The sequence below is a fragment of the Christiangramia crocea genome, from assembly GCF_022410465.1.
Lineage (GTDB): Bacteria > Bacteroidota > Bacteroidia > Flavobacteriales > Flavobacteriaceae > Christiangramia > Christiangramia crocea.
This window is the reverse complement of record NZ_JAJSON010000013.1, coordinates 1-16,771: the sequence shown is the minus strand read 5'-3', so window position 1 is coordinate 16,771 and position 16,771 is coordinate 1. Positions and strand designations below refer to the sequence as shown.

Below are 16,771 nucleotides of genomic sequence, written 5' to 3'. Positions count from 1 at the left end.
TGTTTATTTTTCAGTATTTCCTTTTATTACTTTGTAGTCGGCTTTGGCCATTTGTAGATCTATTTTATGAAGCTGTTGATCTATTTTTGCCTCGTACAGTTTGTTGAATTCAGTTAAATATTCCGAAGGAGTGATGACCCCGTGAGTGAGTTGTGATTGTGTAGTTTCCACAATACGCTCGCGTAAGGCAATGATTTCTTTGTCCTTCTCCAGCATATTTTGGATTTTGTTGATCTTCATTTGAGCCTCCTCCAGTTCTACGCGATTGTTGAAATTGAAGTTTTCTCTTTCTATATCGATCAGGTTTTTGGATATCTCCAAGGATTTTTTCTGTTCCTTCACCTTGCCCCAGTCAAAAACATTCCAATTGAGTTTCACTCCTACCATGTAGAAATCATCAAAAGAGTTATCAAGCATGTTATAACCCGGTTTCCCATAACCTCCTTGGGCGAATCCATAGATGTTGGGATACAGGCTTTTCGAAAGGAGGCTTTGGTGTTGGTCCAATTCTTCCTGTTTCAGGTTGTAAAGCAAGGTTTCAGGTCTGGTTCCATCGGCCTCCAGGTACCTTTCCTGTTCCGGTAACTCCAGTATGGTAGAAGTATCTATGGGTATGGCTATGTATGCTGAAAGGCTCTGTAGGGCGCTTTGATGTCGGGACTCCACTTCATCCTGTTGCTGTTCAATGTTCAACCTTTCTGCATATAGTACATTCTCTGAAGCCGGTATCGCTGTACCATATTTCACCCGGGATTCCAGTTCTTGAATTCTCTCAGATAAAGCCTCTTTCTTGGAATCCAGAAGTGCCATCTTCTCTCTGAATTGTAAAATCCCGAAATAGTACTGATTGATTCTTTTCTTGATCTGGTAAAGGTTTACTTTTACTTCTTGTTGCTGAGAGAGTAATTCCACCTCTTTGAGATCCTTTCTTGCAGTTATTTTTCCCCCGTTAAAGATCAATTGCTCCACATCAACGGTTGCCCGGTATTGGTCTTTGTCAACAGCCTCAATGTTCTGGCCACCAAAATCCATCGGGATCTCTATAACATCAGACTGGTAAGTTACTTTTGCATTGAGACCTATGTTTGGCAGGTAATCCTTATGGATCACTTCAAGTTCCCGGGCTGTCTTCTCTTCCAGGAGAGATAACTGACTGGCTAAAGGATAATTTCCTTCTGCAAGATCATAGCATTCCTCGAGGGTTAGTATTTCCTGAGCTGAGGTGAGGGAGCTGATCAATAGCAGAATTAAAAAGCTTAATTTTTTCATTCTTTTATTTGGATATAATTGATGATAATATTGACAATTTCCTCTTTTCTGTCTTCCATTAAGTCTTTGTAGGTTTTATCATCAATTTTCAGGAATCCTTTGAGTAATGGAGCTGCGAGGAAGGGAAAAATATTAAGTGATAATAGGTGGATAAATAGTTGTTCTGCCTTTATGGCTCTAATTTTACCATCCCGAACTTCCTGTTCGACCTGGGCCTGGAAATTTCTAAAATCGGGAAAACCTTTTTTTGACTGTAAGGCGTTTATAAAATCGGTATCTCGGTTTAACTCCTGGATTATAAAATTTGGGATATAAGGGTGTTTTTGTATAAAATCAATATATCTATGTGTGAATTTCCTTATTTTTTCAAATAGGGGAATATCTTCATTAATTACTCTGTTTATCTCCGGAGCGATTATAGAAAAAGCTTTGCTAAATACGGCTTCAAATAAGAAGCGCTTACTTCGGTAATAATAGTGAAGCATAGCTTTGTTGATACCCGCTTCATTTGCGATTTCCTGCATACGGGCACCATCCATTCCCTTGCGTTGAAATACTTTCTCCGCCGCATCTAATATTTGGTCTTCAGTTTTTTCGTCTTTCATTTTTATAATTTTTAAGTTAACCAAATAGTTTAACCAAATGGTTTATAAAGGTAAAAAAATATATCTAATACATCATTTTTGAAAGTGTTAAAGTTGGATTTCAGTCATATTTGAACTTTATAAACCAGAGATCCTGTAGGCTCAGGTTCAGGGAAAGAAGATGAAATCTTTCCCGTACAAGAGTAGTGGAGAGCGTTCCTTGTTGACCGTAGGAATAGTGTAGGTTCAACATAGATTTTCTGCTCCTATTAATGGGCAGGCCTATTCCTAGGCTAATCGCATAATTCTCTACTTTTTCGTCATTTATTTTCAGGTTACCGGTATCATATTCAAAACCTCCACGGAGCTTTATCAGGCTGGAATATTTCAAGGGATTACCCCCAGGTGAATATTCGAGACCCACTCCCAGAAGGTCCTGATCTACATAATCCCCAAGCTTATCAGACTGATCAGTCTGTGTCCAGAAATTTCTTTTATAATCGAGATAAGCCATTGTTTTCTTGCCTATACCTGTTTCTATCCCTATTCCGATCTCCAGGGGCAGGTAAAAACTTTGGAGTTCGAGATCATGAGAGGCTCCCAAATTTTGTCCTTCATAGATGTAGGAATATCCCTGCACCTGTCCTCCAAAAAGCTCGGAGGGCGAATTTATAACTATGCCGGCGGTCAGGTTTTCTTTCCAGTCGTACTGTACACCCAGCTCTAATCGTCCTCCTACATAATTATTGACCTCTTTGACCACCACTGCACTAGTGCCGATTAAGTTTAGCTCATCTTCATTTATTTTCCCGAAGATCACCGAGCCTTTTATACCAAGTCTTAGCTTTTCTGATATGGAAGTCCCAAAATTGATATTAAAATCATTCAGACCTCCAGAGCCCTCTATCTTAGTGTGAAATTGTCTTTCTGTTCCCTCTATGGCAGTTTCAATGCCATAGATAGAATATCCAACATTGGTATATGGAAGCAGACTTACTCCTAAGCCTGATTTTTCTGAAATGGCAAATGCGATGGCAATGCTGGAAAAATTTCCACTATTTTTTGATTCTGTTCTGCCGGATTGGGTCAAATAGGATTCTTTGTATCTCAAACCAATATCATAAAAGAAATGATTCAGTGGAATTTTAGCTAACGATGCGGGATTCAAGAGATTGATTCCCTCGGAAGAAGACAATGCGATACCCGCTTTACCCAAAGCATTGTTTTTACCCGGCCCCAGTTTGTTGGTCAGCCCTAAACCGTAATAGGAGTAGGGAGAATTCGAAAGTTCATTACTCTGCGAAAAAACCTGAATGGAGAACAGAAAGAGGATAAACAGCAAATTGTGAATCTTATTCATCATAAATGGCATAGGTGATTTCAATTTTCATCTTCTGCTCCTTTGGGGCGTCCTCGGCGAATAATTCATAGGCATCTACGGAAGAGTTTATCTGTGGGGCATACATTAATAGCGACCAGTTATCACCATCATACTCGTATATTTTGTCATCAATAAATTTTTTAATAGGAACTGAATATTCAACAGTACTAAATTCATATTCCTCCTTTATTATCCTCGCCGTCGTCTGTTGATTGTGATAGCCTAGTACCTCTCCTATAATCTCATTTCTTTGGTTAATGATAAGTAGGGGGAGAGAGTCGTTGACGGGCCGGATTGTTTTATTTTTGGAGACATTTAGGGTAAACTTCAATTCGGCTTCAACAATGTTTCCTGTTCCTTCCAAGTCATCAAGACTTTTTAGGTGGGGTATTTCTATTTTTGTTGCGATCCCGCTTCCTGCCTGAATAAAACTTTGATTTCCGGTCTCCCAACTGGGTAAGCTTTGATTCTGAGGAGGTAATCCTGGTAAGAGATTAGTACTTAATCCGGCAGAGATGTTATGAAAGGTATTTTTAGAGATTATCAGAAGATCCAGAGTTTCCTCCTCATTTACTAATTCTCCGCTGTTAGTGTAATATATCCTGATATAGCTTTGCTTAGAGAAGCCCAGAATCGCCGTGCTGGGAACCTCTGGCTCTACCAGTATTCCTGGATATTCGTTCAGGAATTTGTTGGCATCGGTAATTTCTTTTGTCTGTAATTTTTTAAACAGTCTCTCGCCAAACTCATTATCCAGAGAAATATGGGTTGAATCTTTGGAATGAGGCCTAGGGTGAAAACGATGGTCAGCTATAATATCTGCTGCAGAGCTATAATAACTTGTATTGTAATACAGTTCGTCATGGGGTTCAAGATCTTCGGTAACTTTTGAAATAAGGTACTTCTGAGAAAATAGCGTATCGCCTGAGGTATATTTGTCGTACCTGAGAATAAAAGCTATCGAATCAAATTCTGCTTCAGAGTCAATGGAATACCGGGATGGTACGAGTTGGAAATAAGATTTACTCCTTATTTTTCCGAATACTGGATCATCATATTGTCCTATGAGCGTGCGACGGGAACCAGATACCACCACCGAATCCAGTCTTAGAGTCGATGATTTTACCGTCAGAGTATCAAAAAAAAGGACACGAGTATCGCTGTTTATCCACTCATCTCCCACTGAAGATTCCCGGTCCTGCTCACTACAAGAAGCTGCTGTAAGGATTAATATTAGATAAATTAAGCTGCGCCATTTCATGATGCTCTTTTTTGTATTTCGGGCAAACATATCTAGAGGAAAAGTGGAAATAAAGGAAACTAGACTAACGGGTCTCTTTTCCCTCCCAAGCAGCACAATTTGTCGATGAAAACGCAATAAGAAGTTTCGTCCTGAAAATACGGGAATTAGACGATCCTTTTATCCTATTGATATATTATGTTTTTCAAAAGTAGGATCCAGGGATACTTTTGGTCAAAATTCAATAATGAAAATGGAAAATAGATTGCTGTTGATTCTGGTTTTAGGTATTGGGGGTAAAAGTTTTTCCCAGACCAATTTCCAAACCATGGGTTGGCAGTACAGTCTTTATCCTTCTGGAGAGCAATATACAACAGTAAGTAAAACCGAATTATTTGCTAATTTCAGTAGGCAATTTGAGGAATTCAGTTTAGATCATGCCCTTCGGTTGGAAATGGACCTGGTTGAGTTGCCCATTCAATACTGGACAAGAGGGAGCAGAGACGTATATATTTATGATTTTAGTTATGCTGTAGGACTAAATTACTCATTTTCTAAAAATATAGCGTTCCATGTGGAATTTGAACCGTCGGTCACAAGCACCTTTGAAAATGACTTCTCCTCTGAAGATGTTGTTTTATATGGAGGAGCCTATGCCTTAATAAGTAGACAAATAGCAGCTAAACCGGCTTATCTCAAGATTGGAATAGCCTATTCGAGTCATCTGGGAGAGCCTGAAATGCTGCCTCTTCTTGCTTTTTCAGCCATGATTTCTAAAAAACTGACCGTTCAGTTGGGGTTCCCGAAATCTGAGATTACTTACAGGTTTAGGCCTTCAGGTGTCTTAAGTGCAGGTTTGAGTTATGAAGGTAAATATGTGAACCTGGGTTCTTCTTTATTACAGGAAGGAAATGATCATGCAGAAAAGCTAAAATGGGAATGGACCTCTCTGGGGATGAATTATTCTCATGATCTATCGACCTTATTAGCAATAGAATTGGGAGCGGGTTACCTTTTAAAAAATGAGTTTTCCCTTAGGAATGAAGAAGGGGAGGCCTTCTCAACGATTAAACTGAATCCGTATCCATTTTTATCCTCCGGAATCAAATTAAAGTTTAAATAAAAATATAGAGAAATGGTAAAAATGAAAATAGTATTTACGGTGTTACTTCTTAGCATTTTGAGCATAAGCTGTAGTAACGATGATGATGATTTTGAAAGAGGAAACTGGATCAGGCGTTCAGTATTCGACGGAATTCCCCGAACGAATGCAGTTTCTTTTACCATCGGGAGTAAAGGATATATGGGTACGGGGTACGATGGAGATGATTATCTGAGGGATTTTTGGGAATATGACATTGACGGGAATTTCTGGGTTCAGAAAGCAGACTTTCCTGGAACTCCCAGGAGTGCAGGTGTGGCCTTTGCTATTGGTGATAAAGGGTACCTCGGAACAGGTTATGATGGTGATAATGAATTGAGTGATTTCTGGGAATATGATACAAATACCAACAGTTGGAGTCGTAAAGCGGATTATGCAGGAGGAGTCAGGAGAGAGGCTATAGGATTTGGTGTGACAAATCACGGATATATAGGTACGGGATACGATGGTGATAATGACCGAAAAGATTTTTACAAGTATGATCCAGTGGACGACCAATGGGAAGAATTGGTTGGTTTTGGAGGGGAGAAGAGAAGGTCCGGAACTTCATTTACTATTGATGGTTTGGTGTATATCGGTACCGGAGAAAGCAATGGGATCTATAAAGATGATTTCTGGATGTTCAATCCTGAAACAGAAATATTCACCAAAAAGGAGGATTTAGATGAAGATGATGACTATAACATTATACGTTCAAGAGCTGTAGGATTTGAGCAACATGGGCTGGGATATATTGTCTCTGGGTACCATGGTGGAGCACTCCACAGCATCTGGGAATATAACCCAAAGAATGATGATTGGGAAGAAATAACTCCTCTTGAAGGGGTAATGAGACAGGATGCCATAAGCTTTAGTACAGGGGACAGATCTTTTGTGGGAATGGGAAGATCCGGCACCATATACCTGGATGATATATATCAGTTATTTCCTCAACAGGAATATGATGATGAAGATTAATTTGTTGTTTTAGTTATTTGTTAGCGGAAACCCGGCGTCCTTTTCACTGTTAGTACCACTTTTTATAGTGAGAGGACAATGGGTTTCATTTAGATCATGAAGAATTTTAGTTCTACTTTTCATTTTTCTTTTTTACTTTTTGGAGTGGTTGTTTCATTGATTATGCTTTTTTCTGGTATAAATCATGTGATCCATTCTGAAAGTAGTGAAGAAAGGAATCTAGAGGTGCGAACCTATGGTTATGGTTCGGGTTTTGGTTATAAAATTATTTCAGAAGAAAAGCTTCTAATACAGCAGAATAATATACCCTCTCTCGAACAGAATCAACCGTTTTGTAGTCAGGGGGAAGCGAAAAAAGTTGCTAATTTAGTTATATCTAAACTGGAACGAGGGGAAAATCCTGCTATCTCATATTCAGAATTAAAGGAAATGCAAATTATATTTAAATGTGCTGAATAAAGAAAAGATGTACGAAATTTTTCAATGGCACCGAGGGAAAATTATTCTTCTGCACCTCCTTGCCTGGCTGGCTTTAGGGGTGGTAAATTATTTACCAGATTTTCTTATTCTGGGAACTTACACGTATGGATTTCCCTTGACATATATTGGTTATTTAGTCCTGTTTTATTTTAACTATCTCTTTCTTGTTCCCCAGTTTTTGCTGAAACAGCGTATTAATTTTTATGTAATTACTGCTGTTTTGTTGGTTACGATATCTGTTTTGTTTGGATATTTAATGGAGCCACTTACTTCACCGCTACATATTTTGCGGGATTCATTTTCAAGCCTGGAGATTTCGCCTTTATTCAAGATCCTTACCATTATGCGGATCGTTGTAATAAACTTAGCTTTTTTAATAGCGGGAACAACAATAAGATTATATAAGGAATGGGTGAAAAACAGGATAAGGGAGAAAGAAGTTGAGCAACAAAAAGCACTTTCTGAATTGGAGTTTCTGAAGAATCAATTAAATCCACATTTCTTATTCAATTCTCTAAATAGCATATACTCTTTAGCTCAGAAAAAAAGTCCATATACTCCGGAGGCAATCATCGCGTTATCTGAATTAATGAGATATATGCTTTATGAGACGAATCATCATATAGTATTGCTTGAAAAAGAATTAAATTACATACGGAGGTACATTCAATTACAACGTTTACGACTAATGGATAGTACAGGGGTTAACCTCCAAATTAGAGGTGAAATTGCAAATCAGAAGATTAAACCATTAATTTTAATATCGTTTATTGAAAATGCATTCAAGCATGGCATAAACGAAAAGGGAAATTCCGTTGTCAAAATTCAAATTAAAGTTAACAACAATCAATTGAATTTTTATTGCTCAAATTTTCTAAAGAGCCAACAAAGCAGAAATAATTTTTCTGGTATTGGCTTAACGAACAGCAAGAAGCGGTTAGAGCTTTTATATCCTAATGCCCATACCTTTGAGGTCATAGAAGGAGAGGGGAATTTTATTGTAAATTTATCTCTTAATTTGGATTGCTAATGAGAGTGGTAATTATAGATGATGAGCCCTTGGCTATTGAAGTAGTTGAATCCTACCTAAGCAAGGTGGATGGCGTCGAATTGGTGGCCGCTTGTACCAATCCTTTGGATGCTATTGATGTTTTGAATAAAAATAAGATCGATCTGATAATTCTTGACATAGAGATGCCAAATCTTAATGGTTTAGATCTGGCTAGAAACATTGAGAATTTACCTCAGATAATTATAACCACTGCTTATTCTCAATATGCATTAGAAGGGTTTGAGTTAAATGTGACAGATTATTTAATAAAACCGGTTCCTTTTCATCGTTTCTTGAAAGCTATTGCCAGGGCTAAAAACATACATCAATTGAAAGTGGGTGGGAGAAAAGAAACGGTCCAGGAATCTAATATTTCAGAACATGATTTCATATTCATAAAGGCAGAATATGACAGAACAAGGGTAAATCTCGGTGAACTGGCATATATCGAGGGGTTAAAGGATTACTTGAAAATTCACATTCGACCTTCAAAAAAACCTTTATTGACTTTATCTAGTTTTAAAGAAATCCTGGAAAAACTTCCTCCCACTAAATTTTTTCGTGTCCATCGTTCGTTCATTGTAAACATTGATTTCATTACTGGTATTCAAAAGACAAAAATTTTGATAGGAGATATAAGGATACCTATTGGAGAGAAGTACAAAAAAGAGGTTTACAAACGATTGAATTTATAGAAATTAATTATGTTTTTCCTGGGAGAGAATATTTTTTCATTTACCACTGCAGTCTTCTAAAACAGCTTTTTAACAAGAGGATAAATAACTAAAGGTAACTTTATTTTGTATATCCCGAGCGTTTTCCTTTTAAAGAAGGCCTCTGGGGATATTATGGTTTGGAGGGTGCCTGTACACCCGCAAGGTGAGGTCGAGGACACTCTTTTAATGCGATTAGCATATACAGCGCGTGGGCTCTCTTGTTTAATTATTCCTAGTCACTCACCGGATATAAAATAATGCTTTCAGTTATCTATACATTTAAAGACTCGCTCAGCCCATTCCCACTGTATTTCGCAAAAGCTTCATTCGGGGAAAAGCGCCTCTCTTTAAAGATCTTGAACACCTTCACAAATTTCGATTTCCATTCCACTAATACAAGGAAAAATTGGAACGCTTCATTCCAGCTCGAAGATTTTTGAAGAAGTTCGCTGGATTCAGATTCCCATCTTGTTAAGGATCTCTAATTTATAAATCGACAACTGGAAAAATATTAAAAACTCCATAATTCAATTTTACCAACAATTAATTAGGGTATGGGCTAATTCTCAAACTCTTGAAAATATTCTGGTTTTAGCCTGCTTCACATTCACTCATCTTCTCCTATCTGACCTTCTAATCGTGCGTATACTTTCCTTTTTTATATATGCGAAATACCAGGATATAGAAGTTAGCCGGGCTGCATAAGCCGGTCGGCTACGCACTCCCTTTTATAAGCCCTCTCTAATTCTATATCCTGAATCTGTATCTGCATCAAAAAAGGAAATAGCATACGGCCCTATAAGAAGTAAATCAAATAAGAATGTCATGAGATCACTCCATAGAAACATATCCGCAATCAGAACGAAAGATCAAAAGGGAAAAGCTCCGGGTATAAAAAGTAAATCAATTTTTATTAATCAGGTCTGGTCACAGACCATAATATTAAACGTTATGAGTGCTATTAGAAATAAAGTTCAGTTAATCGGAAATGTGGGAAATGTTCCCAAAGTCAGAAACCTCGACAGCGGTAAGAAAGTTGCCTCCTTCTCCATTGCAACCAATGAATTCTTCAAAAATTCAAAAGGAGAAAAAGTGCAGAATACCCAGTGGCACAACATTATAGCATGGGGTAAAACAGCAGAGATCGTTGAGCAATACGTCGGTAAAGGAGAAGAAATTGCCATTGAGGGAAAATTAACTTCCAGATCCTATGAAACTAACGAAGGTGAAAAAAGATATGTTACCGAAGTGGTAGCTAATGAAATCCTTCTTTTAGGGAATGCCAAAAATGCGAATGAATCAGATTCGTAGAAAAACAGAGGGCGTTGATCTCACCTCACGCCCTCTTTTTACATCTACCTATTTAACATTAAGAGTAAAATGAAAACTAAAGTTAATGAAATATCGATAAAATATCAGGGGAACTTTAAATTAAGTGAAGCACCTAAAATCACCTCTTCCCTGAGTGCTTTTGAGCTACTATACCGCACCTGGAACAAATACCAGATCGAACTTCAGGAATGTTTTAAAGTTTTACTTTTAAACAACTCAAATAAAGTCAAAGGAGTGTATCAGGTTTCTTTGGGTGGAATTACCGGAACATTGGTAGATATTCGTATCCTATTTGGCGTAATACTCAAAAGCCTTACAACATCCATAATTGTAGCGCATAACCACCCTTCCGGTACCTTAAAACCAAGTTTTGCCGATAAAAAAATAACTAGCAAGATCCAGAAAGCCTGCAGTTATTTTGATATCAAACTCCTCGATCACCTGATCTTAACTTCCGATCGTGACTACTACTCCTTCGCCGATGAAGGGATGCTATGATCCTTTTTTGTCCCAATTTAAAAAGGTGGTCTGTATAGATCACCTTTTTTTATTTTCCGAATTCTCGATGATTTATCCGAAACAATGAATTTTTAATAATTCTATTTCACCAAAACTCTTAAAATAGAAGAAGCCTTTGGTCTTTTAAAATCTCCTTGTATAACTTAAAAAATAACAGTTAGTGCAAACCAACCTGTATGAAAATTTTGTCCCGCCAGCGGGACGAAATGGTATAGCAAGAGGGTAACACGCGCTGCGATGTTACAGTTAATTTTTCATTTGAGATGTAATCAAATGAATGGTTCTGAAGTCAAATTAATTGATAAAGAAGAAAGAGCAGAAAGTTTTTTACTAAAAAATACTCGCAGACCCCATAAACAGGCTAATTTTTTACTAAAAAATGGATAAAGGATATGAAAAAGAAGGCTTTGCTACCTTCAAAATTAAAAGTTCGGTAGCGAATAAATTCCGAAAATACAGTCGTGAAATTGGTCAATCCCAATCGATGACCTTACTGCTCATGCTCGATTTTTTTGAGGGAAACAATATATCGCCATCAGAGAATATGGGACCCAAAATGCAAACCCTGGAAGCAGCAATGAAAAAACGTATCAATGCCCTGATCGCTATTATCCGGGATATTGAACAGAACCAAACTCTTCCTACCAAAGGAATGCTACAGGCAATCTTTGAAGAATTGCCGGCTCAATCTAAAAAGAAGGTGAACCATTCGTTTGAGGAAGCTTTTAAGAATTTAACCAAAAACCAGCCTTCACTTTCGAAAACCAAACCTGAGATCGATCACAACGACATCCGAAAAGTCCTGGGCAGACTTAAAGAGGTGAAACCCAGTTTCGGAAAACCCTATTGGAAACTGGCTCTGACCACTTCTGAAATAAACCACCTTAAATCAAAATATCATGTATATCACGATTAGCAAGCAAAAATTGGATTTTCAGAAAATATATCGGGAAGCTAATCAATATACAAATCTGGTAACATAAAAAAGTGAGTGAGGTCAACTACATACGTCATCTGAATGGGGTCTTGCGGAAATTTTTCGAGGATGACAATATCTCGTCTTCACATCGCAGCTTATACCTGGCCTTTTTTGAATTATGGAATCAAAAACATTTTCCGGAAACCCTCATGATCAACAGAAAACAGGTAATGTTGCTGGCCAAAATACGTTCCCGGACTACTTATCACAAACTACTTCAGGATTTAAAAAAGTGGGGGTATCTTCAACATAGCGCCTCACATAACCCGCAAACTGGTTCACTCGTTGAGATGTTCAGATTTGATACACTACATGATCAAAAAATGGACAGGAGTTGTTCAGTTTCTGAACAGGTACCTGTCCAAAAAATGGTCTCTTTTAATAAACATAAGAATAAAAATATTATAAACTCTTTTAAACAAACATGTCCAAAAAATGAACAGGTAGTTATTAAATATTTCGATGGAAAAAATAGAAGTACCCTGGAGGCTAAAAAATTCTATAATTTTTACGAATCCATAGGCTGGAAATTAAATGGAAAACATCCGATCACAAACTGGAAGGCCTGTGCGCGAAACTGGATGATAAAAGCGGATGAAATGAAAAATGATCAAAGACATAATGCACCGTCCCATAATAGGGACAACTTAGATACAAGTATTAAGAAAAATTATGGCAAACCTTTATAAACTTTGAAATCAGAGTAAGTTTAATGGTATACTTGAAAACCAACTATTGATTTTCCATTATTATTTACATGCTTTATTATTTAGTAGGTAAAAATCACGAAGAAGTATTTTTCGAACTTAGAATATAGAAATGCGACAGTCCATAAAAAGATAAGTTGGATGATTTGATGTTAGTTTAGGCTCCCGTAATTTAATTATTAGCTATTTCTAATTTTTCAATAAAATATGTAAGCAAATAATTGAATTTGACATGAAAAAATATAGAGAGAAAGAGTTTGTAAAGGTGTTGTACCTATGTTGTACCTGAAATAAAAAAAGCCGACTCGTTAAAGTCGGCTTTTCTCTTGTTGTGCGGGCGAAAGGACTCGAACCTTCACACCTTGCGGCACTAGATCCTAAGTCTAGCGTGTCTACCAATTCCACCACGCCCGCATTTTAAGTTTTACAACACTTAGGACTCGTTGTAAACCCTGCTTAATTACTTAAGCGGGTGCAAATATAAATATAGTTTTTAAAAATCAAATAGTGATATGAGAAAATATTGAAAAAAATGATCGAAAAAATTATTAGCCTAAATTCGGGGTTTTCCAGGTCCTGATTTTCAGAAGTTTTGATTTTTTTTAGAGTTTTCTGAAACATGAAAGAATTTATTGCAGGATCAGGAAGAGACCAAAATATGGTTATAGTTTTCCAATGATATCTTAGTAACTTTACGCAAACCTGAAATCAAAATTAATGGATTCAATAAAAGTATACTTAGAAAAAAATAAGGAACGCTTCCTTGCAGAATTGAGGGAACTACTGAAGATTCCTTCCATTAGTGCAGATCCGGCATACAAAAGTGACATGCTGAAAACGGCCGAGGCTGTTAAAGAGAATCTGCTTGATGCTGGCTGTGATCTTGCTGAGGTATGTAATACACCGGGTCATCCCGTGGTTTATGCGGAGAAGATAATCGATAAAACTTTACCAACGGTACTGGTATATGGACATTATGATGTGCAGCCGCCAGATCCGCTGGATCTTTGGGATTCACCGCCTTTTGAACCTGTGATAAAAGAGACGAAGATACATCCTGAAGGGGCCATTTTTGCAAGGGGAGCCTGTGATGATAAGGGCCAGATGTTCATGCATGTAAAGGCTCTTGAATATATGACCCAAAATGATGAGTTGCCATGTAATGTAAAATTCATGATAGAGGGGGAGGAAGAAGTTGGTAGCGAACATCTGGAATGGTTTATAAAAGAATATAAGGACCGACTCACAAATGATGTGATCCTGATCTCAGATACGGGAATGATCGCTAAGGATGTACCTTCAATAACAACTGGTCTTCGTGGACTTTCCTATCTGGAGGTTGAAGTGACCGGGGCCAACAGGGATCTGCATTCGGGACTTTACGGTGGAGCCGTGGCCAATCCGCTGAATGTATTAAGTAAGATGATCGCTTCGCTTACCGATGAGAACAATCATATCACTATTCCCGGTTTTTATGATAAAGTAGAGAACCTTTCGGATGAAGAAAGAAAGAAAATGGCCGAAGCTCCCTTCGATCTTGAGGAGTATAAGGAAAAGCTTGATATTGATGATGTCTACGGCGAGAAGGGGTATTCTACCCTGGAGAGAGGTTCTATTCGCCCAACCTTAGATGTGAACGGAATGTGGGGAGGTTATATAGGCGAAGGTGCCAAGACCGTTCTTCCTTCAAAAGCCTTCGCTAAGATATCCATGAGACTGGTGCCTGATCAGGACTGGAAAGAGATCACTGAACTGTTCAAAAAACATTTTGAAAGTATTGCTCCCAAAGGGGTAAGAGTTGAAGTGAAACCACATCATGGCGGTTATCCTTATGTAACACCAATAGATACCATAGGATACCTGGCCGCGAGCAAAGCTTATGAAGAAACTTTTGGGAAAACTCCAATTCCGCAGAGAAGCGGAGGTAGTATCCCTATCGTTTCACTATTTGAAAAAGAATTGAAAAGCAAGATCATCCTGATGGGTTTTGGATTGGATACCGATGCCATCCACTCGCCAAATGAGAATTTCGGAGTATGGAATTACCTGAAGGGAATAGAGACTATTCCATGGTTCTATAAATATTTTACTGAAATGAGTAGGAACAATTAGGTAGGATAAGGTCATTTCGACCAATGGGAGAAATGAATTCTAAAAGTCGTTCGGAGGCAAAGCCGAAGGGATCTTTTAACCAATCAGGAATCCAAACGGCGAATCAGATTTTATTAAGATTTGATTCGCCGTTTTGTTAACTTTGTATACCAAATTTTTACAAACCATGAAGAAAATATTAAGTATGGTCTTGCTGGCATCGGCAATGACCTTTATTGCCTGTGATAGCAATGATTCACAGGAAACCGATCCAAAAGAAGTAGCCACTTCTGAAAATTTTGAATACAAGGTAGATGAATTTGCAGATCTTAAGATCCTGCGTTACCAGATTCCGGGTTGGGAAAACCTTAGCCTGAAAGAACAAAAACTGGTCTACTATCTTACCCAGGCCGGACTTGCCGGAAGGGATATCATGTGGGATCAGAACTATAAGCATAACCTTGAGATTCGTGAGGCTCTTGAGAATATTTACGTGAATTACCAAGGCGATAAAGAATCTGATGAATGGAAAGCTTTTGAAACTTACCTGAAAAGAGTCTGGTTCTCTAACGGAATTCATCATCATTACTCTAATGATAAGTTGAAGCCGGAATTCAGTAAAGAATATTTCAACAGCCTGCTGGAAGCTACCAATACCGAGATTAGTGGGGAACCTTATGAAGTGATCTTCAATGATAAGGATATGAAAAAGGTAAATCTGGATGAGTCAAAAGGCCTTGTGGAAGGTTCAGCTGTTAATTTCTACGGAGAAGGTATAACTACCGAAGAGGTGACAAAGTTCTATGCGGCAAAAAAATCTCCAAATCCGGAGAAGCCTCTTGCCTTCGGAATTAACACGAAACTGGTTAAGGAGAATGGTGAGTTAGTTGAGAAAGTATACAAAAGTGGCGGACTTTATGGTGATGCCATAGATGAGATTGTTTCTTGGCTTGAGAAAGCTAAAGGTGTTGCCGAAAATGAAAAACAGGCAAATGCACTAGGACTTCTTATTGAATACTATAAGACCGGGGATCTTCAAACCTGGGACGAGTATAATGTTGCCTGGGTAGAAGCTACCGAAGGGAATATAGATTATATAAACAGTTTTATAGAAGTATATAACGATCCAATGGGGTACACCGGTTCTTATGAAACTATCGTTCAGATCAAGGATTTTGATATGTCTGAAAAGATGAGCGTAGTGGAGAAGAACGTTCAGTGGTTTGAGGATAACTCGCCTATTCAGGATGAGCACAAGAAAGATTCGGTGGTTGGAGTGACCTATAAAACCGTGATCGTTGCAGGTGAGGCCGGAGATGCTTCTCCAAGTACGCCAATCGGCGTTAACCTGCCGAATTCAAGCTGGATTAGAAAAACTCATGGAAGTAAGTCAGTCTCTCTTGGGAATATAATCAGCGCCTATGAAAATGCGGGCGGATCAGAAAAGCTTAAAGAATTTGCTCATGATGAGGAAGAGATCTCTCTTTCGCAAGAATACGGCAAAGATGCTGATAAACTTCATACCGCGCTTCACGAAGTGGTAGGTCATGCTTCTGGTCAACTGAATCCCGGTGTGGGAACCACTAAAGAGACACTCAAGAGCTATGCTTCAACCCTGGAAGAAGGGCGTGCAGATCTTGTAGGTTTATATTACCTTATGGATCCAAAGCTCGAAGAACTGGGCCTTACCGATGATGTGGAAAAACTGGGAAAAGCTGCCTATAACGATTATATCCGGAACGGATTGATGACGCAATTGGTGAGAATCGAGCCGGGAGCGGATATTGAGGAGGCTCATATGAGAAACCGTCAGTGGGTTAGTGCATGGGCATTTGAGAAAGGAAAAGAAGAAGGAGTGATCGAAAAAGTTCAGAAAGACGGTAAGATTTATTACAATATTAAAGACTACCAGAAGCTGAGAGAACTTTTTGGAGAGTTATTAAGAGAAACCCAAAGGATCAAATCTGAAGGGGATTATGAAGCTGTTAAGAACCTGGTGGAAAATTATGGAGTAAAGGTAGACCAGGAATTACATAAGGAAGTGCTGGAAAGGAATGCAGCGTTTAAATCAGCCCCTTATAGCGGATTTGTAAATCCCGTTCTCGTTCCGGAAATGGATGAGAACGGAGAGATCACAGCTATAAAAGTGACTCAACCGGAATCATTCCAAGAGCAGATGCTGGATTATGCCAGGGAATACAGTTATCTAACTGAACAGGCAGAAACTAAGAAAGAAGAGGAGACTGCTGAAGTTCAGTAAATTCAAGTTGCTTAGGAATAAAAAAAGCGCGGCAATTTGCCGC

General features: G+C 38.3%; 15 protein-coding genes and 1 tRNA gene. 11 read left to right on the top strand and 5 right to left on the bottom strand.

The features are described from left to right. Positions 1 to 3: 3 nt before the first annotated feature. The 4 genes from LU635_RS04530 to LU635_RS04515 form a co-directional block, all read right to left on the bottom strand. On the bottom strand, positions 4 to 1,269 hold the full coding sequence (locus LU635_RS04530) for a TolC family protein (RefSeq protein ID WP_240096657.1): 1,266 nt from the start codon (positions 1,267 to 1,269) through the stop codon (positions 4 to 6). Beyond that, the gene (locus tag LU635_RS04525; protein ID WP_240096655.1) at positions 1,266 to 1,874 is read right to left on the bottom strand and encodes a TetR/AcrR family transcriptional regulator; all 609 of its coding nucleotides are present in this window, start codon (positions 1,872 to 1,874) and stop codon (positions 1,266 to 1,268) included. The genes LU635_RS04530 and LU635_RS04525 overlap by 4 nt, the downstream gene beginning before the upstream one ends. Positions 1,875 to 1,974: 100 nt before the next feature. Beyond that, positions 1,975 to 3,216 (bottom strand): BamG family beta-barrel-assembly machinery protein, encoded by a 1,242-nt coding sequence (bamG, locus tag LU635_RS04520; protein ID WP_240096653.1) that lies wholly within the window; start codon positions 3,214 to 3,216, stop codon positions 1,975 to 1,977. Further along, positions 3,206 to 4,495, bottom strand: coding sequence for a DUF4270 family protein (locus LU635_RS04515; protein WP_240096651.1), 1,290 nt, complete (start codon positions 4,493 to 4,495; stop codon positions 3,206 to 3,208). The genes bamG and LU635_RS04515 overlap by 11 nt, the downstream gene beginning before the upstream one ends. A 232-nt stretch (positions 4,496 to 4,727) precedes the next feature. Between LU635_RS04515 and LU635_RS04510 the strand changes: the two genes are divergently transcribed. The 9 genes from LU635_RS04510 (at position 4,728) to LU635_RS04470 (ending at position 12,359) form a co-directional block, all read left to right on the top strand. Beyond that, entirely contained in the window at positions 4,728 to 5,597 is an 870-nt protein-coding gene (locus LU635_RS04510; RefSeq protein ID WP_240096649.1) for a DUF6268 family outer membrane beta-barrel protein, read from the top strand. A 21-nt stretch (positions 5,598 to 5,618) separates the two neighbouring features. Then, on the top strand, positions 5,619 to 6,593 hold the full coding sequence (locus LU635_RS04505; protein WP_240096647.1) for a Kelch repeat-containing protein: 975 nt from the start codon (positions 5,619 to 5,621) through the stop codon (positions 6,591 to 6,593). Between the two features lie 96 nt (positions 6,594 to 6,689). Then, complete coding sequence (locus LU635_RS04500) at positions 6,690 to 7,052, top strand: DUF4907 domain-containing protein (protein WP_240096645.1); 363 nt, start codon at positions 6,690 to 6,692, stop codon at positions 7,050 to 7,052. Then, on the top strand, positions 7,042 to 8,103 hold the full coding sequence (locus LU635_RS04495) for a sensor histidine kinase (protein WP_240096643.1): 1,062 nt from the start codon (positions 7,042 to 7,044) through the stop codon (positions 8,101 to 8,103). The genes LU635_RS04500 and LU635_RS04495 overlap by 11 nt, the downstream gene beginning before the upstream one ends. Next, positions 8,103 to 8,819, top strand: coding sequence for a LytR/AlgR family response regulator transcription factor (locus tag LU635_RS04490; protein ID WP_240096641.1), 717 nt, complete (start codon positions 8,103 to 8,105; stop codon positions 8,817 to 8,819). The genes LU635_RS04495 and LU635_RS04490 overlap by 1 nt, the downstream gene beginning before the upstream one ends. Before the next feature lie 972 nt (positions 8,820 to 9,791). Next, on the top strand, positions 9,792 to 10,151 hold the full coding sequence (locus LU635_RS04485) for a single-stranded DNA-binding protein (protein WP_240096639.1): 360 nt from the start codon (positions 9,792 to 9,794) through the stop codon (positions 10,149 to 10,151). 69 nt (positions 10,152 to 10,220) lie between these two features. Next, a complete protein-coding gene (locus LU635_RS04480) occupies positions 10,221 to 10,670 on the top strand; it encodes a JAB domain-containing protein (protein WP_240096637.1) in 450 nt (149 codons plus the stop codon). A 400-nt stretch (positions 10,671 to 11,070) separates the two neighbouring features. Continuing rightward, the gene (locus tag LU635_RS04475; RefSeq protein ID WP_240096635.1) at positions 11,071 to 11,607 is read left to right on the top strand and encodes a BfmA/BtgA family mobilization protein; all 537 of its coding nucleotides are present in this window, start codon (positions 11,071 to 11,073) and stop codon (positions 11,605 to 11,607) included. A gap of 71 nt (positions 11,608 to 11,678) precedes the next feature. After that, positions 11,679 to 12,359, top strand: a complete 681-nt coding sequence (locus tag LU635_RS04470) for a hypothetical protein (RefSeq protein WP_240096633.1) — start codon at positions 11,679 to 11,681, stop codon at positions 12,357 to 12,359. A 350-nt stretch (positions 12,360 to 12,709) separates the two neighbouring features. On the opposite strand, the gene LU635_RS04465 is transcribed toward LU635_RS04470, so the two are convergent. Then, positions 12,710 to 12,791 (bottom strand) — tRNA-Leu (locus LU635_RS04465). A gap of 303 nt (positions 12,792 to 13,094) precedes the next feature. Between LU635_RS04465 and LU635_RS04460 the strand changes: the two genes are divergently transcribed. Then, positions 13,095 to 14,489, top strand: coding sequence for a dipeptidase (locus LU635_RS04460; RefSeq protein WP_240096631.1), 1,395 nt, complete (start codon positions 13,095 to 13,097; stop codon positions 14,487 to 14,489). 166 nt (positions 14,490 to 14,655) lie between these two features. Beyond that, positions 14,656 to 16,728 carry a dipeptidyl peptidase 3 gene (locus LU635_RS04455; protein WP_240096629.1) on the top strand — a complete coding sequence of 691 codons (2,073 nt, stop codon included), beginning with the start codon at positions 14,656 to 14,658 and terminating at the stop codon, positions 16,726 to 16,728. The last annotated feature ends 43 nt before the right edge of the window (positions 16,729 to 16,771 follow it).

Excerpts from the sequence above, each read along its gene's own strand:
- LU635_RS04515 (WP_240096651.1), bottom strand. The coding sequence starts at position 4,495 with ATGAAATGGCGCAGCTTAATTTATCTAATATTAATCCTTACAGCAGCT.
- LU635_RS04505 (WP_240096647.1), top strand. The coding sequence starts at position 5,619 with ATGAAAATAGTATTTACGGTGTTACTTCTTAGCATTTTGAGCATAAGC.
- LU635_RS04455 (WP_240096629.1), top strand. The coding sequence starts at position 14,656 with ATGAAGAAAATATTAAGTATGGTCTTGCTGGCATCGGCAATGACCTTT.
- LU635_RS04480 (WP_240096637.1), top strand. The coding sequence starts at position 10,221 with ATGAAAACTAAAGTTAATGAAATATCGATAAAATATCAGGGGAACTTT.
- LU635_RS04510 (WP_240096649.1), top strand. The coding sequence starts at position 4,728 with ATGGAAAATAGATTGCTGTTGATTCTGGTTTTAGGTATTGGGGGTAAA.
- LU635_RS04500 (WP_240096645.1), top strand. The coding sequence starts at position 6,690 with ATGAAGAATTTTAGTTCTACTTTTCATTTTTCTTTTTTACTTTTTGGA.
- LU635_RS04485 (WP_240096639.1), top strand. The coding sequence starts at position 9,792 with ATGAGTGCTATTAGAAATAAAGTTCAGTTAATCGGAAATGTGGGAAAT.
- bamG (WP_240096653.1), bottom strand. The coding sequence starts at position 3,216 with ATGATGAATAAGATTCACAATTTGCTGTTTATCCTCTTTCTGTTCTCC.
- LU635_RS04460 (WP_240096631.1), top strand. The coding sequence starts at position 13,095 with ATGGATTCAATAAAAGTATACTTAGAAAAAAATAAGGAACGCTTCCTT.
- LU635_RS04475 (WP_240096635.1), top strand. The coding sequence starts at position 11,071 with ATGGATAAAGGATATGAAAAAGAAGGCTTTGCTACCTTCAAAATTAAA.
- LU635_RS04490 (WP_240096641.1), top strand. The coding sequence starts at position 8,103 with ATGAGAGTGGTAATTATAGATGATGAGCCCTTGGCTATTGAAGTAGTT.
- LU635_RS04525 (WP_240096655.1), bottom strand. The coding sequence starts at position 1,874 with ATGAAAGACGAAAAAACTGAAGACCAAATATTAGATGCGGCGGAGAAA.
- LU635_RS04530 (WP_240096657.1), bottom strand. The coding sequence starts at position 1,269 with ATGAAAAAATTAAGCTTTTTAATTCTGCTATTGATCAGCTCCCTCACC.